Here is a 25,071-nt window from a genome sequence, read left to right as displayed (position 1 = left end):
AGATGAAATTAAAATATACATTAGTTTTTAGCATTATAAGTTTTTTTATTACCACTGCTGGATTTACTCAGGAACTTAGCGATAAGGAGATTGGATTTGATGTGGCTAGAACTACTATTATGCTTAAGGAGCATGGGGTGAAAGATGAAAATTTTGCCCTTGAGATGGCTTCTATTCGTGGTGGGCTTAGTCGTCAGTTGGAGCAAACTATGATAGTCAAGGATGAAACTGCAAAAAAAAGCTCAAAGAATATTGTTGCAAAAATTAACGGAGATATCCCTTCTTCAGAAAAAGCAGCTTTAAAAGAATTGTATGATTTAACGAATGGCTTAAATTGGTATAATAAAACTGGTTGGGATTTTGATACTCCAGTAACTTCATATTCTTATGATTTATCTACAAACACTGCTACAGGTTGGAATGGAATTGTGGTTAATGACGGACATATAGTGTCTATTGATTTGCATCAAAATAATTTAAATAATTTTGCTTTGCCATTTGTAAATCTTGTTGCTTTAACATTTTTAGAATCACTTAATCTTAATAGCAATAATTTACAAGGAAATCTTGATAACTTTCAATATTTAACCTCGCTTAAAAAGCTTGATTTAGGTTTTAATCGATTCAATGGAACACTTTTACCAATAACTAATTTAATTAATTTAGAGGATTTTGTTATAAATTATAATAGTATAACAGGAGAGATTCCTCAAAATATAAGTAATCTTAATAAATTAAAGCGTTTAGTTGTATCAGGTAATAATTTAATTGGTGGGATTAAATGGCTTACTACTCTGACTAACTTAGAGTATTTATATATCTACGAAAATAGACAACTTGGAGCATATGAATATTACATACCGGATAATATTGGTGATTTAGTCAAACTAAAACATCTTTATATTAGTAGTTGTCGTTTAACAGGGAAAATACCGCCATCTTTTGCTAAATTAATTGATTTAAGGGTTTTAAGTTTTGCTGATAATAGTTTAGAAGGTTCCTTATCTGTTTTAGCCAATTTAAATAATTTGACAGAATTATCTATAGATTCAAATGTTTTTCGTTTCGTAGATATTGAACCAATGTATAATAATTATTTAAACACTAAATTTTATTTCAGATATTCTCCACAAGCACAGATATATAGTGGAGGAGGGACAGTTGATGGTATAATTGGAGGTACTGCAACTATTAACCTTTTTGACAATACTGATAACCCAAAACGATACTCTGATAATGATACTTATCAATGGTATAAAAAAGGAACTCCCACAAACATCTTAATCCCTGGGGCTACAAACAGAATTTTAACTCTTACAGATTTAAAGAGTAGTGATGATGGAAGTTATTATTGTTTATCTAAGCATCCACTGATTACAAATACAGATGCAGTTTATCATAATCTTATCTTAGAGGGGTTCTCCAAAAAATTAAATATATGTAAGCTTGTATCTGGTGATGTTTTAGTTAATTCTGATAGTTTTAAAATAAAAAGTAAAGTTTCTTTTGAATTTAAGGCAACTGATGGTATACCATTAGATAATAATATAAATTACCGTTATCAATGGGATATCATCGACAATACTGGTAATACTATTGTAAGTACAATAGATCGTTCTATTTTAGAATATTATTTTAATAAACCAGGTTCTTATACCGCTAAATTATTTATCAGTGAAATTAGAAATAATACAATAGCTTGTTCAACTATTTTTACAAAAGCATTTGAGATAATAAATGATTGTACAGCCCTTAATCGATCAGGAGTTATATACAATGCAACTAATTACCAAAAAAATGTTATTTTGGTTAATTCAGAAACAAGTTTTGAGTTCTATCCTTATTCTTTTTATGCTACGATAGACAATTTTAATTTTAATTGGGATTTAATTGATAGTAATAATATAGTAATTTTTTCTGGCAATAGCATTAATTTCCCTATTACTCCTACTATTATTGGAGATTATAAAGTAAGATTAAGATTAAATGATAAAGAAAATAATTGTGAATTTGAGTATTTACTTGATATAAAAGTTGGTGATGTATGTGCTGTAGCTGGACAAGATCGTAGGGTAGATATTCAATCATCAGATCATTACATTTATGAAGAATTCGCTGATTTTATTAATATTAATGAGCCTGGTGAAATGTATTGCAATGGTTTTGATGAGCAGGATTCAAGATTTTCTTATGAGTGGAAGTTATATGATCCCAATCTTGCGTTAATTCGCACGAGCAATGAAAAAAGATTTCCATTTACACTTACAACTGGAGGATTTCATAAACTTGTTTTAGCAATTACAGATAATGATAATGGATGTGTAACAGAACGTACAAGAATGATAGGCTGTAAAATTGGTAACAGTTGTACAGAGCTAAATCCAAAATCATTAGTTATCAAAGATTTATATTTTAATTTATTGCAAAACCTGTTGACAAGATCTGATGCAGGTGAGACTGATGTCCAAATTAATGCTAGTGATGCTACTCCCGAGTTTGTAGCCTTAAAGCCTTATATTACTAATGGAATAAAGGATAAAATATACAATTACACATCCACTAGAAATGAAGATGGAGAACTTACCAAAATTGAATTTTCTTTTGCTCCAAATAGAGAATATGATGTTCATCTTTCTTTTCCGTTTGGAAGTCGTTATGATCGTTACAATTTTGACTTTTATTTTAATTTAGATCAATACGTTACTTCAGAGGATTATTTAGTTTCCTGTGCTTTTGTGAATGAAAGTAAAAATGCAAATAACCCTAGGGTTATATTGAAGCCTGAAAATTGTACATTAGAATCCGAAGTTCGCTATATTGATTTCTGCCCGAAGGACTGCGAACCTATAGCTGGAGTTCTTAAAGCATCATCGGTAAGTCCAATCGTAAATACAAGTACAAAATTCTCTTTTGAAACTGTTGCAACCAATTTAAGTTATAATTGGACGGTTACAAATTCAGCTAATGTTATTGTAGATGCTATTACAAATACAACAGGATTTTATAGTTTTATTCCAAATATTCAAGGAGACTATACCATTAGTTTAAAAGTAATCAATGAAGGAAAATGCGAAACAGAGTTTTTAAAAACAATTACCGCTATAGCTCCATTGCCTATTGTGGATTGCGAGACTCATTTTAATTTTAATTTTAAGGTTCCAGCAGCTGTCAAAGGAGGAATATTAAATAATACAGAAAGAGAGCATATTGCAGATGGTATAATAAGTTTTGTTAATAAAAATATTAATGAAAAGTTATATTTAACAACCTATGACGATCACAGTTCAGGAGTCCGAGCCGTTGCGTTGCAAAACAAATACACAGCAGTTTTTCCAGATGCTACAACAAATACATCAAATGAAACTCAAGGTGGTTTTTTTAGAATTCAAGATGACTTTTATAATGACACTTTCAAAAATATTATATCTTTAGGTGTTATAGCCAATACAGCAATTACTAAAAAAATTGATGTTTCATTTTTTGTAATCAGTGAAGATAATTATGCTGATATAGCAGCATCAAAAGCCGCTTATGCTGATTTATTAAATTCAACAAAAAGCAATAAAATATTTTTTATATTTCTGGATGAAGGAAGATTTAGAAACAGAACATTAAACACCTATATTTCACCAATTGATTTTGCCAGTCAGGTAAAAGGCAGTACAGCCATTAATTATTCGGCAACCGGAAATATTACAACGTCTGATTTTATATCCTTTTCAAAGGCTCAAATTGCTGATTTAGGTTTTAAAAATGTTTTAAGTGCATTTTTAGACAAATCATATACTCAAGTTAAATCAAAGAAATGTTTAACAGCCAGTTGTGTAACGACCAATCCAAATGCACAGGTTGTGAAAGGGTTGTTTGTGAATTTAGTTAATAAATTACAAAGCCTTCCTGCAGGGACGGTAACGAATGGTTATAGTTGTGCGGAATTAATTGCTTTAACTCCTTTTATTACATTTCCAAATCCAGCAATTTACAATTACAATCAGGGATCATTTTCTTTCAGTAATCTTGTAAATAACAATGATGTGTTTATAGGAGCGAATGCTCAAATTACTGAAGCTAATTTGGAAAGTTATGTTGATTCCGAAACAGAGACAAATTTTATTGCAAAATTTGGATCTATAGAAAAAGGTTGCAGTGTAAAACATATTAATTTTTGCCCAGAGAAATTATGTACTCCAATTGAAGGAACCTTAAAATTTGCTCCACAAGTTCTAAACGCAAATGTAAATGCTAGTTTCTCTCTAGAAACAGTTGCTGCAAATTTAACTTACGACTGGACTTTTTATAATTTAGACAATACTACTGAATTAGCTAAAGCTACAACTGCTCTTGCAACACAATCTTTCAATGGTGCAGGAACATATCGCGTGGTCTTAAATGTTAAGGATGATAAGGGTTGTGAGACTCCTTTTGAAACTTTTGCAACAGTGCTTCCAGCTTGTAGGCCTATAACAGGAGTTATTAAAATAGGGTCAGGATCTGCGCCAACCCCAACCCCAACGCCTACTCCAGCACCAACACAATCGTATTGGTATCAAGCAGTACACCCGCTTAATCATTCGGGCACTGATTATGTAGTTTATATTGATGGTAATGGGGTAAAACAAACCTATACATTAACTAGAACAGAATCTGGAGATAATGCTCCGTGTGCCGAAATTATTGCTTCGAGCATAGTCAATCATACAGGCGCAATACCTTGTGTTTTGAGTTGCAATGAGTATGAAATTGTTGGCGGTACCAATGGCAGAACAGTATCTTTTACAAACTGCGATGGTATGAGCCAAACGGTTATTGTACCAGCAGGAGATTCATTACCTGTGTGCTCAAGAATGATTATTGGCGGAGCAACTTTAATAGGTCCTTGTGATGCGGGTTCTGTAACAACACCAACGCCAACGCCAACACCAACGCCAACTCCAGCACCAACTGCGCTAATTGGCTTCTCAAATGTAGGTGTGTCAGAAAGTTTTCCGGGTAATTTATACCCTAATGGTGGAAATTTCTTGTATGCTATAGGACACGCAGATATCCAATTGGATGGTTTAGGAATTGTAAAAGGGGATTCAGTTACAATAGAATTTCAATATTATTCCAGTTTTACACCAACTCATTATTATAATATAAGTTATCCAGGGATAAATAGCTCTTTTATTCCATTACCGCTTTATACACCTTCAAGGATTACTATTGTTTATGATGGTATTGATAAAACTATTGGAATTAATCTTTTATCTCCATTTTCGCAATTCTTACTATCCAATACATCAGGAACGGCGTCGCTTAGTATTGTTTCTGTAAATGGTGCATCTATGAAAATTGATACAAATAATAATTCTTTACAATTAATATCTCCTGCAACAGCGGGTATTGGTGTTACTTTTAAAAAATAAACTGGACAAAATACGATTCTATTAAAATAATACACCCATAAAAATGGTAAACGATATTAAAATAAAGAAATACTGGATCCTTACTTTTTGTATGGTACTGTGCTCATTGGCAACTTTTGCACAGGATTTAAGCGATCAGCAAATAGGTTTTGATGTAGCAAAAATAACAAGCGCACTCAAAGAACACGGTGTTTCTGATAAAGAAATTTCTCGTGAGATAATATTGATGCGCGGTTTATATAAAGCACAGTATTTTAAAATGAAAAAAAGTGAAGATGATTTTTTGCAACAATTCAAATCTAAAAAAAATTCAAAAAGCTCATCAAAACTGATAGATATTCCATCATCTGAAAGGAATGCACTTATAGCTTTATATAAAAGTACAGGTGGAGATAACTGGAAAAATAAAACAGGATGGGATATTAATGATCCACAGTCAGATGTTTCTAAATGGTTTGGGATAACTGTAAGCAATGGTAATGTGGTTTCAATATCACTATACAGTAATGGGTTAATTGGAAGTATTTCTGATTTATCAGCTTTAACTGCTCTAAAGTCTTTACATCTAGGCGATAATAATTTTGCCAATACAGCAATTCCGTCTTTTTTGAGTAATATGACTAGTTTAGAATATTTGTATCTTTATAGCTGTCATTTTACAGGAAATATTCCAGATTTGTCACAATTAGCAAATCTTAAAATTTTGTACTTAGGCAACAATGATTCACTTTATAGTGCTAGTATTCCTTCTTGGTTAGGTAATTTAGTTAATTTAGAGGGTATTGTACTTTTTAATTGTAATATCATTGGTGAATTACCTGATTTATCTAGATTAAATAAATTATCTTCTATATTATTGCCTTCAAATAAAATTTCCGGTAAATTGCCTTTGTGGTTGTTTAATTTACCCAATTTGAATACGTTATGGTTACACGGAAATAATATAACCGGATCTATTCCTGAAGAAATAGGAAATTCGTTAAATCTTTCGCAATTATTGTTAAATGGTAATCAATTAGAAGGTAATATCCCAGTGACAATAAGTAATTTAAAAAAACTCCAGAATATATGGTTAAGTGGAAATAAATTAGAAGGGGATATTCCAGATTTGACTAAAGCAACTTTATTAAGTCAATTACTTTTAGATAATAATAAATTTCGTTTTGTAGATTTCGCAGAAGAATATTCTTTATATAAAACACAAATTACTAATTCTCTTGTTTATTCTCCTCAAGGAAAAACGGATACAGAACAAACTGTGTCAGGAGGTTCAGGAGGTTCTGTAACATTATCAATGTGTGAGGATAATAGATATATTCCTAATGTTGATACTTTTCAATGGTATAAGAACGGACAAATAATTGATGGTGCAACAGCCAGACAATACACTATTTCTAATTTATCTGCTGCAAATGCTGGAGATTATTATTGTGTTTCTAATAATCCGCAAATTACAGATCTTGTTTTGCAAAGAAACCCAATCCATTTGACAGTAGTCAATTGCACCCCAAAAACAGGAGAACTAAAAGTTTTGTCCGAAAAACTGATTGTAAATGAGACTGTAAATTTTTCGTTTCTGGAAACCGTGCCAGCAGTTGCTAATAAAACAAAAAGTAAAATAGCCGGTAAAGACAGTTTACCTGCCATAAATTATACTTGGACCATAACAGATGAAACAGGTAATGAGGTAAACAAACAGGTAAGTACAACAGCTGCTTATTCCTATGTTTTCAGTACATCGGGCAAATATCTTGTAAAATTGGATATTATGGATGAGAATGACTGTCCAGCCAGTTTTACTAAGGAAGTAATTATAAAACCTGAGGTACAATGTCTAAATGAAAATATCTCTTTTTCATTCGAGACTGCATCACCAAACTTAAGTTATGTGTGGACAAGTACTAATGCTACGGGTGAAGTTGTAAATTCCTCAACGGCAAGTCCTTCCAGTCTTTATAATGTTTCGTTCTCTGTTCCAGGTGATTATACCATTACCATGTTGGCTACAGACACAGTAACGCAATGTTTTGAAACGTTTTCTAAAAAAGTGACTATTGAATCATGCGCACCTACCAACTGTATTGTTCATTTCAATTTCAATTTTAAAATTCCGGATTTGGCTTTTGGAGGTAAATATTTAAATTTAGATTCCAGAATGAATATTGCCAATGGCGTAGTAGATTTCTTAAAAGCAAATAGGAATAAAAAGTTGTTTGCGACCACATTTGACATGACCAATAAAGGTGTAAATGCAGTTGTAGTCAATAAAGAAATTACTGTTAATCCGGGTGATGTTTACAAAGTGGGAACAGCCAATGAAATTTCTAATAGTACTCCAACGGTAATACGAATTCAAGACAATAGTTACAGTAATACTTTTTCGACTTTGATTAATAGTGGTATTTTGAAGAACACATCATTAAAAAAAGACGATCTTGATGTTTCGTTCTTCATTATTTCCGAGGATAACAATACTTCTACACTCGATGGAGCCAAAAAAGCTTACCAAGATTTATTGGCTTCTGGTAAAGCCAAAAAAATATTTTTTGTTTTGGTGAACGAAGGGAAGTTTAGCTATGTAAAACGAGTAGGGTTAGTCAATAGAAAAGTGATAATTTCACCAGTACAATTTTTGACTGAAATTATGGGTTCAATGCCTATTGATTATTCAGCTTCAAATTCGATTTTAAATTCTGATTTTGTTCAATTTTCGAAAGCAGATATTGCCAATGTTGGGTTTAAAAAAGTGCTTAGCGATTTTTTACAAAAAGGATATGATGAAGTCACTTCTTTGTGTTCAGATGTCGAATCGTGTACTAAGAAAAATGTAAATACACCAGTGCTTAAAAGTTTGTTTTTAAACTTAGCGAATAAGTTAAAAGATATTCCTGCCGGTGCGGATCCTAATACTTATGCAAGCAAAGAATTGGTTGCCTTATCACCATATACGGTTGAATTAAAACCAATAATTTATAATTTCATTAATACAAGCAGTACCATAAGTTTCTCTTTTTCGAGCGCAAGCTCAGAAAATGATGTTCAGTTGCCAAAACCTCTTTCGGGTAACATTTTGGATATCGATTTGAAACAATATACAGATGCGGCTACTATTACACCTGTTAAAACTATTTTTAGTGATGGGAAAGTTGATGAGTTAAATGGATTTGTGAGAAATATTGATTTTTGTGTTGAGAAATTATCTTGTGTGTCTCACGTGGCACTTGTTCTTGACGAATCCGGATCTTTGGATTCAACAGAGATTAACAAAATCAAAAAACAATTAAAAGGATTTGTTTACCAACAAGCTTTGACTAATGAAAAAATAGGGTCTAATATTTATATTTCATTAACAGGAATGTCAGATAGCGATGCTGATACCAGAACGGATTTTATTGAGCCAATTAAAGCTAGTACTGACCCATCTGTTTTAAATAAATTTTACACTTGGATCGATGATCTTGGCAAGCGAGCTGGACAAACAGGAATTAGCGCAGGTTCGGATTATTGGAACAGCGGACTGAATAGAGCCTTAAGTTATGAATTGAAACCAAATGCAGTCATTATGATTACTGATGGTTGTCAAACGGCAAATGCTACCCTTCTTCAGACAACTATGAAGAATTTTAATAATGCAAAAGGGAGTAGCCCGGACTTACCGCATTTATATGTTATTGGTATCGAAAATGGTTTTTATGTAGATAAGCCATCAACTGGAAAAATTCTGGATCGTAACGAAGATCCAAATTATAATACGGCATTGCAAAAAAGAAGTTTGACTGCAAAAGTGGCAGCCAGATTGACTAAATCGTTGCAATATTTATTAGGATTTGCTGACACTGAGTTTCCGGTATCGAGTATAAGTGACTTTAAAAATGGAACTTATTTCGGTCATGATAATTTTAGTTTATTGGCTTCGGATGAAACCTATATTTCAGATAAAATAGCGGATAGTGATTTGGTCTGCGGTGATTCGGCAATCAAAGATTTTTGCGATGACTGTTTCTCTTTTAAACCAGAACCGGATCATGAATATTTGTTGAGTGCATGGGTTAAAGAGGAATCTTTTGTTCAGGTTAAGTCTTATACGAATGCAGCAATAAATATTGTTTTTTATAGACAAAAAGAGGCATTAGACATTCCAGGGCAAATAATAGCCACAGAAATTGCAGCTCCTTCAGGGGAGATTATTGATGGCTGGCAAAGAATTGTGAAGAAAATTAAAGTTCCATCAAATGCAATAACAATTGGTTTTGTTTTAGAAAACAAAAGTTCTAGTATTCCAGTGTATTTTGATGATATTAGAATTCATCCGCTAAAAGGAAGTGTTAAGTCATTTGTTTATGACTCTGAAACTTTAAAACTAATGTCAGAATTGGATGAGAACAATTATAGTACTTTTTATGAGTATGATAACGAAGGCGGGTTAGTTCGTGTGAAAAAGGAAACTGCCAAAGGGGTTAAAACAATTCAGGAAACACGTTCAGGAAGCGTAATTAATACAAAAGAGTAAAGGTATGTTCTGCAAAAAAATATTCTGTGTTTGGTTGGTGTTTTATTGTTGTTTTGGCCATGCACAAACGGTGAGTGCTGTTTTTAAAAAATTAGGACAGCAATACAGTGTTGCCAAGCCACTTCAGTATCAATCTAAATATGTTCTGTATAAGGATTTTGATTCTAAGAAAATAGAAGAAAGCTACAAAGGAAGTTTTTATAAAAACAGCCAAAATGAAATCTATATGAAAATTGGGGAAACTGAGATACTGAATTCAAAATCAGTAAATCTTAAGATTAGCCATCCGGAAAAAGCTATAGAGATTTCAAATCCGATCCCCACTTATTTTGGTGATTTTGATATGAAACCTTTATTGGAATTGTGTAAAATAGAGAAATTTATTGATTATAAGTCATATTGGGAAATAACAATGACTGCAAAGCCTTTTTCGAGTCTGCCCTATTCGAAAATCATAGTTAGAGTGTCTAAAACTTATCTTTTACAAAAACAAGTTTTTTATTACAATACAGCTACTAATTTTTCGCAGGATTTTAAAAAACCAGATGTGCATTATCCGAGATTAGAGGTGATTTATGCAAATTATAACAGAAATGCAATCAATGCTTCTTTTTTTAAAAACAGCACTTATTTTACAGTTTCAGAAAATGGCGGTATTGTTTTGTCCCCGAGGTTAAAGAAGTACGAGATTGTAGATCAAAGAAATAATTCCAATAATTAAAATAAAAAATAGATATATGTATATCAATAAAAGTATAATAGTATTTGTATTTACATTTTTTTCATTGTTTGTTTTTGGGCAACAAGAAGAATTTTTGGGAGATCGAAAAGAAGGAACTCAACTTAGCAGTTTACCAATTTTACAAATAAGAGATCCTAAATTTTCGGATTTAAACAATCAAAAGATATTCACCTCTGTTAACCCGGCAGTAACGATTCATTTTGGTTTCAATGATGATGATAAAAAAACAGCAGATTATAGTGATGTTTATTCTTGTAAAATAGAATTAAGCATTACTTCTTTTGACAGTAGCGGCAATAGTTTAGGCGCAAAATCAGTATCGCTAACAATCGTTCATAACAATAGTACAAAAAGTCTTGAGTTTAATGACTATGCTGTTTATAAACTTCCAGGAATTCATAAAGCCGATGTTAAAGTAGTATCAATAACATATTCAAAATCTGCACCAGCTTCAACGGCCTATTTAGCATTGAAATTCAATACAGAGCGTTACTATAATTTGCAGTTAAGTGGTTCAAATTCATCAGTATTACCGATTAGTTATAAATTGATTAGATATGATGGGCTTAAAGAGGAGGTTGTTTCAAAAGTTAGCGACAGAGCCGAAGAGTTAGTTATTAATTGGACAAAAGATTCCAAAGCTCCAGCAGTGGAGTATGAGTTGGAATGGACTTGGATTGATAATTATAAAAAAGATGGCGGTAAATTATTGCCCAATGAGATTGCTCTTACGGATCAGGATTTTAGACAAAACAGTACAAGAATTCAGACAAAAGGACTTACATATAGTATTCCTTTAGTTTATTCTAATGGTTATTTGGTTTATAGAATTAGGCCTGTTGGACGTTTCCTTGACGATACATCCAAAAATTATTATGGAGTTTGGTCTTCTGGAATTTCAGATAAATTTTCTTTAGTTAGCCATTGGCCTCATAGTGTCGAGATTGATAAGGCTCATGAGTCAGGAGCAAAAAACTGGCAGTATCAAGCTTCTTTTGCTGAAGACGGTAAGAAAAAAGAAGTGGTGAGTTATTTTGACGGGTCTTTACGCAATCGTCAAACGGTGACCAAAGTAAATTCAAACAATAAAGCAATTGTTGGAGAGGTAATTTATGATAATCAGGGTAGAGCAGCTATAGAAGTGTTGCCAACACCGATTGAGTCTTCCGGAATACGTTTTTATAATGATTTAAATACAAATGAAGCGGGTTCTATATATTCTCACGAAGATTTTGATTGGGATAATGCTAGTGTAAAGGATTGTAACCCAATTCCAGTTCCTAAAATGTCCAATAAAGCTGGAGCGGGCAAATATTATTCTCCAAATAATAATCCACTGAATAATTATCAGGATTTTGTTCCAGATGCTATTGGTTATCCTTTTTCTCAAGTAGTCTACACTCCTGATAATACTGGAAGAATTAAAAGCAAAGGGGGAGTAGGACCTGACCATCAAATAGGATCAGGACATGAAATGCAATATTTTTATGGTCATCCCAAACAGGAAGAATTAAACCGTCTTTTTGGTTATAAAGTTGGGGATTATTCTCATTACAAAAAGAATACGGTTATTGATCCAAATGGACAAGTAAGTGTGAGTTATTTGGATCCGCAGGGAAGAACTGTTGCAACTGCTCTTGCTGGCGATAATAAAGGTAATTTGGTATCACTTGATGATGAGAAGAACCAAACCTTGCATGTTATGACCACAACTGACCTTTTGTCGAATAACAATAAATATGTGTCCGGTGAGAATGGTGTTGTTGAAGATGGAATTAAATTGAGTACTCCAATTACTGTTGTTAAAGAAGGAGATATTAAATTTGAATATTCTTTTGTTAAAACTAAAGGTTCCTATGCGGATTCTTGTTTAAATACTAAGTTTTATCCTTTTGTATATGACTGGTCTATTAGTTTAAAAAATGATTGCGCTTTGGAATTGCTTACCGGTAATAATCCATTAAGTTCAAAAATTGGTTCTTCTAGTTTAAATGGCACTGGTACAGCTGAATTAAGTTTTAAGAATAAAGTCTTTAATGCTAAAGACGGAGCGAATTTTTTAAAGGTTGGTTCCTATCCTTTGAGTAAAGATCTTCGTATAGACCATGATGTTTTAGATGAATATGCTGAGGATTATATCTCAGAATTAAGAAAGAGTACAAAGTGTTTGCCAGATCTCACTTCATTAGAGGCTGAAATTACTGTGACCGATTGTAACATAACTTGCAAAAGTTGTGAAGAGTCGTTAGTGCGTGAAAATTTAACTCCCGAAGATTATACCGCTTTTCAATTGTTACTTTCTAATGAGGAAAATAAACTTGGTAATGTTGCAGCAAGAGAATCTTACATTGTTAAAGCAGAAGCGAAGTATGTTGAAAAAAATATGCTGACAGTTCTTGAACTTGAAAATTCAGAGAAACCAGATTATGAAAAACGTTTCAAAGCGCAATTCAGAAGTTTGCTTACAGGCTGTAGAGATTTATGTGAACAACCCATAAATGTGTGTGACCTTAATTTGGACATGCTGCTAGGAGATGTTAGCCCGCATGGTCAGTATGGATCTGTTGATGGAATTGAAACAGAAGATGAAAATGAAGATACCCCTGAAGCAAAAATTATTGATCCCTTAAGTTTTTTTAATGAGAATAATCAATTATTGTACGGTGGTTATACAACTACTACCTATTTTGATGAGGACACAAAACAAAATGTAACAGAGACTATTTCTAATTATAATTGGAAAAAACCATTTGACGGTAGCTATAAAGAAGAAGATGGTTCTGTCTCAAAAATTAAAGTCAAACTAATAAGCGAAAATGCAGATCATCCTGAATTGAATGTTTACGAACCTGCTTTGGACGGTGTTATTTTAACGGCATCGGATCGTGACCCAGAAAGTGATGATGTTAATGATTACCTGGCTCAGCCAAAATATTTGCGTGATGTGGCTCAATTTATTGCTATTTGGAAAACCAGTTGGGCCAACTCATTGGTGCAGTATCATCCAGAATATCAATATTATGTTTATAATTTAAATTTGTGTAATAAAACGAATGGAGATGGGTTAAATTCCGATGGTTTTGATGAAAAATTACGCAATAAAGAATTTTATGACGATTATACAAAAGTTATTGATAATAGTATATTTGATAAAAATGGAGGGACTATAGCTCAATTGCTAAATATTGACAGCAATACTAACAATAGTGACCCATTTTATAATTCTAAAAACGATAAAGAAACCGTAGATGATTATAATGTTCGAAAAGCTTTAATGAAAGAAGCATTAGAAGTGAATTTTGACGGTATGGCTTTACCATCCGGTAAAAAACTAAATATGTTGCAAGCGGCTTATTATTTTGCTGTTTTCTCTAATGGAATTGCACCACAATCCTCTTATGTTACTTTTTCTAATGCAACCAATGCTCAATTGTTAGATATTATTAACCAACTTGGACAGAATGGAAACAGTGCCGATTTAAATACAAAACAAAGAATATGGTCTAATTTTAGATCCTATTATACCGCTTTAAAGGAAAAAACCCGCACAGTTTTTGCACATATTGACGCTAGTAAGAATAATAACTATAATGATTGTATAGGGAACGCAGAGAGTAAAGATACTTTTGTTACTTTATTCAACAAATATAGTGCAGTAAATTATGGAGAACTATTAAAACTTATTGATTCAATTCCAGAAAATCCAATTGTACCAGCTACAAACCCTGTGAGTACAGGTGTTGAATTAGCTTGTTCTAATGTGACATCAGCGTTGTATATTGATAAGGTAAAACGATTTGTGCCAGCAGATTATGGATATGATTCATCTATTGGAGACATGGAAGCTTTGGCAGCTACAAAAGCCAGTATAGAGTCCAAAATGTATGTTGAAACGGGAAGATGTCCAATCTCTTTCGATTTGGAAAATTTCCTAAAAGGACTGGTAGATACTACTATTCAAGATAAAGGGTTGTTAATTAATGGATTTAATACTTCAAGTATGCCATATTTAACGCAAAGTATATTCAATGCTCAATTAAACCCTGGATTTAATTTGGAGGCATCCGCTAGTATTCCGAAAATTGCAACACGTGAAGTAGGGGGTAAACTGAATATTGTTTTTACTCAGAATGGGAATGATATTTCTAGCCCAATTGAATTAAGTTTTGCCAAGAATTTATCAAATTATCAAAATCCTTGCGGCGTAAATGTTACAGCTCCAAAATGGGAAGATGTTACAGGATTTAAAAACTTCTATGCAGTTCCGGGGTCTTATAACAGTACTTCAAAAACATACAGATTTCGTATTGTAGCTATTATAAATAGAAAAGGAACCGTGTCAAGTTGCACTACTCCTGAAGAAATTCTTATTGATGGAATTACAAAAGCAAATGTTTCAGACTGTTCTTCACTCATAATTGCTCCTTGTGATAAAAAACAAAAATTCAGTAATGCATTCAATCAATTAGTGCTTCACTTACAGGCAAATGCTACTTTGAAAAGTGCAGATTTGAATATTTCAAGTGATGAAACTTTTGTAAATGGATATTTGTATGAATATTTTGGAATCAAACAAGGCGATATCGTAAAATGGCATAACACTGCTGAAGGAGTTGACATTAGCGTAAATGATGTAAAACGTGTTTCAGTCAATCTTGGATCATACAGTTTAGGAAGAGATATAATAAAAAGTGTATTTATTAATGGTTTAGATTCTGGGAATAAAAGTACTTTACTAAGTGTAAGAATTAAAACTAAATTTTTTAGAAATAGCCAAATCACGGGTATAATCAAATCGGGTAGTGGGAACATGCCATTGTATTTTACCTGTTGTTCACCTTGTGGCGAAACTGATTATAATGGAGATGGATATGGAGATTTATGTGGTGAAAGTTGCGGAACTGTTGATACTGACGGTGATGGTATTTTTGATTTGTGTGATACCTGCCCTACAATTCCAAATCCTAATAATGAACCTTGTGAAGCAAATCCATCATACACGCGTATCACTTCCTGTGATGTAGTGGCTAATGAAGAGATTGCTTATGAGGATAGAGTTAAAGATATTTTAAATGATATGTTGGGTAATTTTAATTACAGCATAAATGACGATGGGGATTTTTATAAAGCAGGAAACATCTCAGACTATTCACCAGTTAAAAATTTGGTTGATCAATCTAGATTAGTCTCTCATTTTCAAGCTGAAAGAACTCGTTATAGAGTAAATAATCTGAAGAGTGTTGTAATGGACCGTTATTCTGTTGTTATAGAGAATGGTTTGTTGAGTATTACTTTTGATGAGAATTCAGGAAGTGTAAACAATAAAAACTTCATCAATTTTTATGATGTAAATTTAAAGAACGCTAAAAACATTAATTATATTGATGTAGTAAGCCCGTTGAGTTTTGTTGTTAATTTTACTGATAATCAAGGTAAAATTGTTAATCAGACCGGAAGCGCAATATCTCATTATACCTTTGTAGAAATAACCAAATACGAAGCAAGAGCTATAGCAGTACCTTACTGTCAATTTGCCACGGAAGTTTATCCTCCAAAAGTAACAAGCAAGAATCCTTTGGCAGGATCTGGGGATATTTATGTGGCTATTTCTCAAGATGGTAAAATTGATTATAACAATAATACTTCCCCATCTTCTTTCATGAGCAAAAAATCTGCTTCTGGGAAGTTGCTTACCATGCGTGACGCTATTCCAACTTCAACTCCAACTTCCAGTTGTTCTGATATTTGTATTCCGCCAACAGTAGCTCCTATAGTGTGCGGTGACAAATGGGGGGCTTTCAAGTCAAATATGAAAGCACAGGTTCCTGATTATGAAATTCCGGATAATTTAGCAAAAGACGGAATCTTTTTCTGTGAAGCTAATTATGGATATATCAGCCAGGAGTATAATTATTATTTGAATAAACTCGGGGTATCAAGTGTTAAAAACCCATTGTTTTTAACGATAAGCGAATTCGGTTCTACTAAGTTGCACTATGGAAACAGTAAGACTCAATTAGTAGTTAATTATTATTTTAATTATCTGGAGGCTCAGACCAAAACACCTACTGAAGAATCTTTGACTTGGCCACAATTTGCTGATAAATATGTTTTAGACAATAAAGAATGTGTGCCCGGTACAATGGTTTCAGGTTTTAGCCTGGAAGTTGAAAATCCTAGTGCTTTAACTCCTTGTGAGTTATATGCAGCTTCGGTAAAAGCATCCAATAAACAACAATTGGAAGATTCATTTTATGCAAACAAAAAAGAAGAATTCATTCAAAATTATTTGAAAGAAGCTCTTGAAGGGATAACAGAAACGTTAACAGAAACGGCTTTGGACAAAGAGTATCAATATACGTTGTATTATTATGATCAAGCGGGTAATTTGATACAAACTGTACCGCCGGAAGGAGTTCACAGATTAGCTCCCAACTCCGATGCAGCTATAAATACGGTTCGGGCAAATAATACTGAGAAAGAGGATTTAACTCTAGTTGACGGGGTAGCCGTTGTTCCTGCAAATACTTTGCAAACACAATACCGTTATAATTCGTTGAATCAATTGGTATGGCAAAAAACACCGGATGGCGGAGAAACGCAATTTGCTTATGATGCTTTAGGAAGAATTGTAATCTCTCAAAATGCAAAACAAAAAGGAGGCACTCTATTCAGTTATACCCGTTATGATGAATTAGGCCGAATTACCGAAGCAGGTCAAATAAAAGCGACTACAGCCGTAAGCATTAATGATAACGGAAGATTAGTATATGGCAATGTTGTGCCAATTCCAGTTGATGCCAAAGAAGTTCCTGTTGATGCTATTGCAGATAAATTTCCATACAATATTGGAGCAAATACACAACAAATAACCAAAACGCAATATGATACGCCATTGGCCAATACCACGAGCTGGTTCACCTCTTATGGATCTGATAACAACCAGAAAAGAGTTACGGCAGTGATGTATTTTTCAGCAATGACTAGCAAGACTCTTTTGTCTGCTTATGATAATGCGATTTTATACGATTATGATGTGCATGGGAACGTAAAAGAATTATTGCATCATACCAATAACAGCAAGGACTTAAACACAATAAACCAACAACTGAAAAAAGTGGTTTATGATTATGATTTAATAAGCGGAAACGTAAATAAAGTCGCCTATCAGCCAGCAAAAGCAGATCAATTTATTCACCGTTATGAGTATGATGCCGATAATAGAATTAATCAGGTTTATACCAGTAAAGACAATATAATCTGGGAAAAAGAAGCCAATTATTTGTATTATGACCATGGGCCATTAGCGCGTGTGGAAATTGGAGACAAGAAAGTACAAGGACTCGATTATATTTATACTTTACAAGGTTGGCTCAAAGGGGTCAATTCAGAGCAATTGAATACCAATTATGATGCGGGTAAAGATGGATTGAATGTGGGTAAAGATGCCTTTGGTTTTGCTCTAAACTATTATACAGGAGATTACAAATCCAGAATTACAGCTTTGAATACTGCAAATGTATTCAGTCTGAGCAAAGAAGGAAAAAACGAAGGTAATGCTAACTTATACAATGGAAACATCAAAGAGATGGTTACGTCATTGTTAGATGTTACTCAAATGCCAGTTCCTACACAGTTTAATCGTTATTCTTACGATCAGTTGAACCGTATTAAAGGAATGTCAAGTTTAAGTTTTAATTCTGCAAGCGGAATTTCTGCTGGTAAGGATTCGTATGGGTCGAGTTATTCTTATGACAGAAACGGAAACTTGGTAAATCTGACTCGATCCGGTTTAAATGACAAGCTTGCTATTTCAGCAATGGATGATTTGAAATACACTTATACTAAAGATGCAAAAGGACAAATAACTAATAATAAACTGGTTAGCGTTAATGATGTGTTGACTAATTCTGGGGATTTTGCAAATGATCTTGAAGGACTCAATAAATATACTTATGATGCGATAGGACAGCTAACACAAGACAGTAAAGAAGGTTTAGTTATTGATTGGAGAGTGGACGGTAAAGTAAATAAAGTTACCAAAAAGGATGTGACTATCAGCTTTGAATATGATGGTTTAGGAAACAGAACAGCTAAAAAAGCAGTAACTCCTACCAATACCAAAATCACCTATTATGAGCGTGATGCTCAAGGTAATGTTTTAAGTACCTACGAGATGGAAACGCCATTGGGACAACCTTCTGTCTATTATCTTGTTGAACAAGAGATATACGGCAGCAGTCGTTTGGGTATCGAACAAGGCCGTAAAGTAATCACGAAAGACACCTTTGCCGCATTTGCTAAAAATGCAGAGGAATTAAATGCTTCAACTGCACGCAGTATTTCAAGTAAAGAAACTGTTGCATCAACTGAAATTTCAGGTTTGAAGTTTGCTTCGGATACTGATAATGCTTCATGGAATCCAGATTCAAAGAACATTTTAAATTTGTTTGATAATAAAACAGCAAAAACGGAGTCTATTACATTAAACGCTCATTTTAAGATAGATCCTAGTGCTACTGATAATTTGGTAGCTGCATTGCATGGCGCTTCAGTTGAAGGCTCGTTTCCAGGCGACCGTTCTGTTTCGTATAGAAGTTCCGTTTTGTTAACAGTAAAAAAAGTTGGTAATGCTTATGTACCAATAATATCTTTAGTAAAATACCTTCGTAATCATAATAGTTATAAAAATAATTCTGGAAATAGACGCTATTCTTTTAGAAGTAATCAAGTTGAGACAAAGTATATAATTGCCCCTCAAACTATTGTAATACCAGAAAATGAATGGGATTTTAAGGCTGAAATTAAATTAAATTCGAACCGATCAAACTATGTCGTTGCGGTTACTTTAAATGGTAACGTTTATTCTACAAAATCTGAATTTAAAGTTGTTTTAAATGGTGAGGAAAATAAAGGAATGAGAAGTGGTTCAGAAGATTTAAAAATTAAAACACCTCCTAACACATTAGGTTCTGCCGAAATTGAGTATAGACCAGGCGTAAAAATTAAACATGCAGCATTAAAGAATGAAATGTGTGATTTCTCATATACTGTTGATAATGGAGAAGACCCAGAAGATATCAAAGTGAATAGTTTCTTGTTTGACGAAGGATCAGGTACAAAAGCTAAAGCCACTACGGGCCTCGAGATGGCATTGGGTACAGTGCAGTTTGCACAAACCTTTTGTGGTTCTGCTGCAGGTGATAAAGATTTGGATGGATTTAAAGATTCAGTCGATAATTGTCCAACTACGTATAATCCTGATCAAAAGGATACAGATGGAGATGGTGTTGGCGATGTATGTGACAACTGTAAATATCCTAATCCATTACAGGTTGATGCAGATCATGATGGTATGGGTGATGGTGATAAAGCTGGTGATTTAAGTTGTGATAATTGCAAACTAAATGCTAACTTTGATCAAAGTGATGTTGATAATGATGGGATAGGAGATGTATGTGACAATTGCAGTACAATTTCAAATGCAGATCAGACCGATGCTAACAAAAATGGTATTGGTGATGTTTGTGAAGGCTTGGATCAGGGTGCAGGAACAGTAGCGCTAGTTGGGACATTCAAAGAGTATTATCGTTATGTGGGAGACAAACGTTATGAGTTGTCGAACCATTTAGGAAACGTACTTTCTGTAATTTCAGATCGTTCTCTTGCTGATGGAAATGGAGGTCTTAATCCTGATGTTTTCAGTTACTCAGATTACTATCCTTTTGGAATGCTAGTGCCGAACCCTGACAGAACCGCTAGCAAGTATCGTTATGGGTTTAATGGGAAGGAAAATGATAACGAAGTAATGGGAGAAGGTAACTTTGAAGATTATGGAATGAGAATGTATAATACCCGTTTAGGAAGATTTTTCAATGTCGACCCTTTAGCAAAATCATATCCAGAACTAACTCCTTATCAATTTGCTAGCGATAGTCCAATTCAAAATATTGATTTAGATGGTCTAGAGGGTAGCTGGGCAGGTTATCTAAATGGTGTTCCCCGTGAACAGCATGATAATGTTATAAAAGGGATACGTGAAGGACATAAAAAAGGTGCAATATTTTTTGTTACAACTGGGGCTATAATATTGGATGCCGTTTATACTAGAGGCTTTTTTATGAAAACCTTAGCTGGAGCAGGATTACTTGAATCTATAAATGAAACTGAACGAGGGCATGAAGCACAAGCTGCGGGTAATTATGGAGAAGCTCATAGGAGGTATGTAAATGCTGGAGAGGCTAGTAAATTAGCTATTTTTGAGGGCGTTGGCTTTGTAGCAGCGACCGGAGTGGGAAAACTTGTTGAAATTGCTACTAAATTAAAAAGAGGTGGTTCTAAATTAGTGTCGTCTGCAATGTTGGAAAAATATCCATCTTCACCTACATTTGGTAATCCAAATGAAACATTTATGTCCTCTGCTAAGGATATTGATGCCCTTTTAGCCAAAGGATTATCGAGAGAAAAAATAGCAGTTGAGTTAGGAATTGAAGACCCTTTATTTCTTAAAGGTGACTTAATTAGGATAGATATAGATATTAAGCTTTCTAAACAATTAAACATTAGAAATCCAACAGGTAATGAAGTTGGAGCTAATTCAAAATTCATACCTGGAGCGGGAAAAACCCCAGGAGGCCAATCAGAACAAGTGGTTGACGGAATACCAAAAAATAATACTAGGGTGTCCGTAAAAAAAATTAAAGAACCAAAACCTTAAATAATGAGTGAAATTGGGAGTAAATATTTATTTCAGTGTAAGAAAAATTATCTTGACAACATCAGACCGTCAAGTAAAGATAGATTTGATAAATTAGGTTATCAAATCTTAGTAGAGATTGCAAAAGATTATTTTCAAAAAGGAGAAATAGAAAAATTTTCAAGTTTTTTTCAAGAATCTCAATATACAGTTAATTTATGGACAGCTCATTTGATTCTGGAATATGGCAATTCAAGCGAGATAATAAAACAAGAAGCTATTGAAATTATAGAACGATATTCCACAACTCCATTAAATGTTAGTTTGGCCAATGAAGAAAAAGAATGGCTAATAAAAGAAGGCTATTAGTTGTGTCCCCTCTCTTAACACAATTATTGTAAAAAAAGAGTTCCATTTAAGAAATTGCTTTGAAAATGAGAGTTATTTTATTGAAATAAAAAAGTAGTGATACAAATAAAACCTAATACTGAATTTCTGGTATTAGGTTTTTTGTTTTTATGCACTCTTTATAAAGCTTTCGGAAACATAACAGGCATCTGGATTCTGCTTATCATAGATTTTTAGTACCTTATCCAGCATCGTATCGTTTTTGCCAAATTCAATGACTGCATGAACATAAACACAGATGGAGAGGATATAGAGTCACAATGATATGTAACATCGTGTATCTTCAAAATAAAAACCCGAAACTTAAAAAAAGTTGTAGTTTTTCTATTATGAAAACTTCCATTTCACAACTAAAATTGTATTTTTGAGAAAAACCATTTCATGAAAAAGACGAGTCTTATAATTCCTTTGTTCAAGCAGTTTATAAAAGAAACCGAAACGGGGAAACGGCTCAAAAAAAACGGTGAAAAGATAAAACCAGGCTCCATACAGAACTACTATTATGTAATGAATAATCTGATTCAGTTTTCTAGCGATGCTAAATTTGAATTGCGCATTTGTGATGCTTCCAAACTTGACAAACGCGAACTGCAGTCTGAAAAAAGTTATTGGAAAAAATTCTACCAAAAATTTACGGAATTCCTATATAAAAAAGGATGCCATGACAATTATGTAGGAGCAAATATCAAAGTGATACGAGTTTTTTTTAACTATTTAAAAAATGACAAAGATCTCTTTACAGGTGATTTTCAGCGATTGTTTTATGTTCGCAAAGAAGAAATTGAGATTTTCGTGCTTTCCCCTGAACAGCTCAAGTTCTTAATTCATGATAAAGAGTTTGAAGCTTCACTAATACCCAGCCATAGACGCATAAAGGATATTTTTGTTTTTGGCTGTACCACTGGTTTACGTTATTCCGATATTTTTTTGCTGACCAATAAAAATTTTGAGCAAATGGAAGGCGAATGGTACTTAAAACTTAAATCCAAGAAAACAAAGACATTTAGTTTTATCAAGCTCTCCGCTTATGCAGTTGCCATTTTCCTTCGGTATCAATCTCAGAGTAATAAGGCGACTCTCTTTGGAAATACCAGTTTATTTAATTTTAATAAAAGTTTAAAACAAATAGGTGAACAGGCGGGTTACACGACTCCAATTGAGGTTTCTCGAGAGAAACAGGGAAAAACGCAACGCATTACCAAAAAAACGGATACCTCCAAAAACCGATTTTGTGATAAAATGAGTTCACACATGATGCGTAGAACTGCCATAACGACTTTGTTAATTTTAGGAATGCCAGAACACCTAGTTCGTAAAATAAGCGGACACAGCAGTGCCAGCACATCATTTAACAGGTATATACATTATGCTCAAGCTTACATGGATAAGGAGATTGAAAAAGTACACAGCAAATTGGAGAGTTACTAAATTGAAAACTACAACCAGAAAATAAATACCAGTTGCAGTTTTTTATAATTGCAAATACCCGGCTTCTTTTCACGAGCGGGGCTAAAAATCCATGATAAGCAGAATCCAAAAGCCTGTTATGTGGCTGAAAGCTTTATAAAGAGTGCATAAAAAAAGAAAAAACCTAATACCAGAATCAAATCCAGTATTAGGTTTTATTTATATTACTGCTTTATTTCAATAGAATAATTCTCTCCTCTTTAAAACAATTCTATAAATGGAACGCTTTTTATAAAAAAATTGTGTTAAGAGCAAGACATTTACACAACAGCTATGCTTTCCGTAGTCGTGGAGTCACTGCTGTTTTTTTAGCTCTTTTCTTAATGAAAATAATAAAATCATAAGGGACACCCCAGATATCACTAAAAAATTACTTGGAATATGTTTAGGTTTACCCATTACCCCTAAAAAATAGATAATACCATTTAAAAATGATAAAAAGGCATAAAATTTTTCATTTATTTTTACCAAATAAAAGCACAAAACTATACAAATCAATGAAAAAGGCCAAACAAACACTATCAAACGTAAACCATCAGCATTAAATGTATAATTGAGCTGACTCAAATATTCTACAAGAAATTTTATGCCAATAATAATATTTAAAATAACAAGGGCTTTCAAAACAATTATTTTCTTCATAGCATTACTTAATTGTTGGTATCTTTCCATTATCTATATCTTTCTTTAAAATCTCAGGAAATATGTCGTCAAAAGAATGTGCCCCCATACCATCAGTAGTAGTTATTACATCGCCTGAGTTAGGCTCAGTTCTTTTTACTTGAAAATATTTATTTACATCTAATTTTATATTCTTTGTTTTGGGATTTTTAAATGTTCTTTCAAAATTAGCATCACCATCAACATTTCCAAATATATTTGCTCCTGTTTCTTGCACAAAATCTAAACTATTATATAAATGTATATGACTATTAATCATACTACTCCATTTTTCTGGGTTCTCATAAGAATTCTTCGCATTATCAGCGGGCGTTGAAACAGTTATGAGGTTTATCTTTACATTTTGCCATCCCTTTGCATCCAAAGCAGCTCTTAAGATAGGAATTGCTTGAATAGCAACATTTCCACCATGACTATGTCCTATCATAGTAATAGCTTCTTCTCCATTTGCGGAAATCATAATATGGTCTACTAAATCCTGTGCCGCCTTATGTCGGTCTGTACTATTATTAAATAATCCATTACCTATACCCAACTTTCCTCCCCATTCAAAAGAGGCATCAAATGACTTGTTAGGTGTTAATCTCAACAATTGATTTGTATTTTCCCTACTTTGATGATTGTCATTATTATTTATCCATCTACTGTTATCACTCGCTGTACCATGAATAAAGTATGCTTCTTTACCTTCCAATTCTACGGCATCAATAACACGATTTTCACTAAATGCATACGGACTATTCCATGTATAAGACTTCTCAAGCGGGTCAGTTGCAAAAAACCTTCCCACCCTCGGGTCGTGCATTCTAAAGGTATAATTCAACGAATTTCCTTCACCTTTCAGCTCATCATCTTCTTCCTGCCCTTGGAATCCGTAACGGTAATCATTAGGAGTAACCACTTTTCCAGGGTTCGGCACTAGCATTCCAAAAGGATAGTAATCCAGTCGTTAGTTGGGTCAATGAATACAGGGGGTGATCTATGTAAGAACGTATGTCAAAAATGCGGTTTAAGGCAATTTTCGTCTTTCAAAATTACAAAAAAAGAGCGGGGTATTTGTGTATAAGAATCAATTTTGTCACATTAACCTGCAATTTACGAGACGCTTTTATTACAAAGCTTTGCTTACAAGAAATAGATTTTGTAAATGAAGCAGTTACAT

At 33.3% G+C, this 25,071-nt stretch carries 8 protein-coding genes; 6 read left to right on the top strand and 2 right to left on the bottom strand.

What is annotated here, in order from left to right; genetic code table 11:
- Nucleotides 1-2 precede the first annotated feature (2 nt).
- From OZP06_RS00535 to OZP06_RS00510, 6 genes are all read left to right on the top strand, one after another.
- Complete coding sequence (locus OZP06_RS00535; protein WP_281324083.1) at nt 3-5,405, top strand: hypothetical protein; 5,403 nt, start codon at nt 3-5, stop codon at nt 5,403-5,405.
- 43 nt (nt 5,406-5,448) lie between these two features.
- Nucleotides 5,449-9,915 (top strand): immunoglobulin domain-containing protein, encoded by a 4,467-nt coding sequence (locus OZP06_RS00530; protein ID WP_281324082.1) that lies wholly within the window; start codon nt 5,449-5,451, stop codon nt 9,913-9,915.
- A gap of 4 nt (nt 9,916-9,919) precedes the next feature.
- The gene (locus OZP06_RS00525) at nt 9,920-10,636 is read left to right on the top strand and encodes a hypothetical protein (RefSeq protein WP_269223174.1); all 717 of its coding nucleotides are present in this window, start codon (nt 9,920-9,922) and stop codon (nt 10,634-10,636) included.
- Nucleotides 10,637-10,652: 16 nt separating this feature from the next.
- A complete protein-coding gene (locus OZP06_RS00520) occupies nt 10,653-21,374 on the top strand; it encodes a thrombospondin type 3 repeat-containing protein (RefSeq protein ID WP_281324081.1) in 10,722 nt (3,573 codons plus the stop codon).
- A gap of 3 nt (nt 21,375-21,377) precedes the next feature.
- Nucleotides 21,378-21,722 carry a hypothetical protein gene (locus OZP06_RS00515; protein WP_269223170.1) on the top strand — a complete coding sequence of 115 codons (345 nt, stop codon included), beginning with the start codon at nt 21,378-21,380 and terminating at the stop codon, nt 21,720-21,722.
- 420 nt (nt 21,723-22,142) lie between these two features.
- Entirely contained in the window at nt 22,143-23,189 is a 1,047-nt protein-coding gene (locus OZP06_RS00510) for a tyrosine-type recombinase/integrase (RefSeq protein ID WP_269223169.1), read from the top strand.
- Nucleotides 23,190-23,522: 333 nt separating this feature from the next.
- On the opposite strand, the gene OZP06_RS00505 is transcribed toward OZP06_RS00510, so the two are convergent.
- Nucleotides 23,523-23,900 (bottom strand): hypothetical protein, encoded by a 378-nt coding sequence (locus OZP06_RS00505; protein WP_269223168.1) that lies wholly within the window; start codon nt 23,898-23,900, stop codon nt 23,523-23,525.
- Entirely contained in the window at nt 23,875-24,834 is a 960-nt protein-coding gene (locus OZP06_RS00500) for an RHS repeat-associated core domain-containing protein (protein WP_281324080.1), read from the bottom strand. The genes OZP06_RS00505 and OZP06_RS00500 overlap by 26 nt, the downstream gene beginning before the upstream one ends.
- Nucleotides 24,835-25,071: the final 237 nt, after the last annotated feature.

The organism is Flavobacterium sp. IMCC34518, assembly GCF_027111095.2.
Classification (GTDB): domain Bacteria; phylum Bacteroidota; class Bacteroidia; order Flavobacteriales; family Flavobacteriaceae; genus Flavobacterium; species Flavobacterium praedii.
This window is presented reverse-complemented; position numbering and strand designations above follow the sequence as displayed.

What these genes read in the sequence shown, in the direction of transcription:
- OZP06_RS00520 (WP_281324081.1), top strand. Translation starts at nt 10,653, where the DNA reads ATGTATATCAATAAAAGTATAATAGTATTTGTATTTACATTTTTTTCA.
- OZP06_RS00500 (WP_281324080.1), bottom strand. Translation starts at nt 24,834, where the DNA reads ATGCTAGTGCCGAACCCTGGAAAAGTGGTTACTCCTAATGATTACCGT.
- OZP06_RS00510 (WP_269223169.1), top strand. Translation starts at nt 22,143, where the DNA reads ATGAAAAAGACGAGTCTTATAATTCCTTTGTTCAAGCAGTTTATAAAA.
- OZP06_RS00515 (WP_269223170.1), top strand. Translation starts at nt 21,378, where the DNA reads ATGAGTGAAATTGGGAGTAAATATTTATTTCAGTGTAAGAAAAATTAT.
- OZP06_RS00535 (WP_281324083.1), top strand. Translation starts at nt 3, where the DNA reads ATGAAATTAAAATATACATTAGTTTTTAGCATTATAAGTTTTTTTATT.
- OZP06_RS00530 (WP_281324082.1), top strand. Translation starts at nt 5,449, where the DNA reads ATGGTAAACGATATTAAAATAAAGAAATACTGGATCCTTACTTTTTGT.
- OZP06_RS00505 (WP_269223168.1), bottom strand. Translation starts at nt 23,900, where the DNA reads ATGGAAAGATACCAACAATTAAGTAATGCTATGAAGAAAATAATTGTT.
- OZP06_RS00525 (WP_269223174.1), top strand. Translation starts at nt 9,920, where the DNA reads ATGTTCTGCAAAAAAATATTCTGTGTTTGGTTGGTGTTTTATTGTTGT.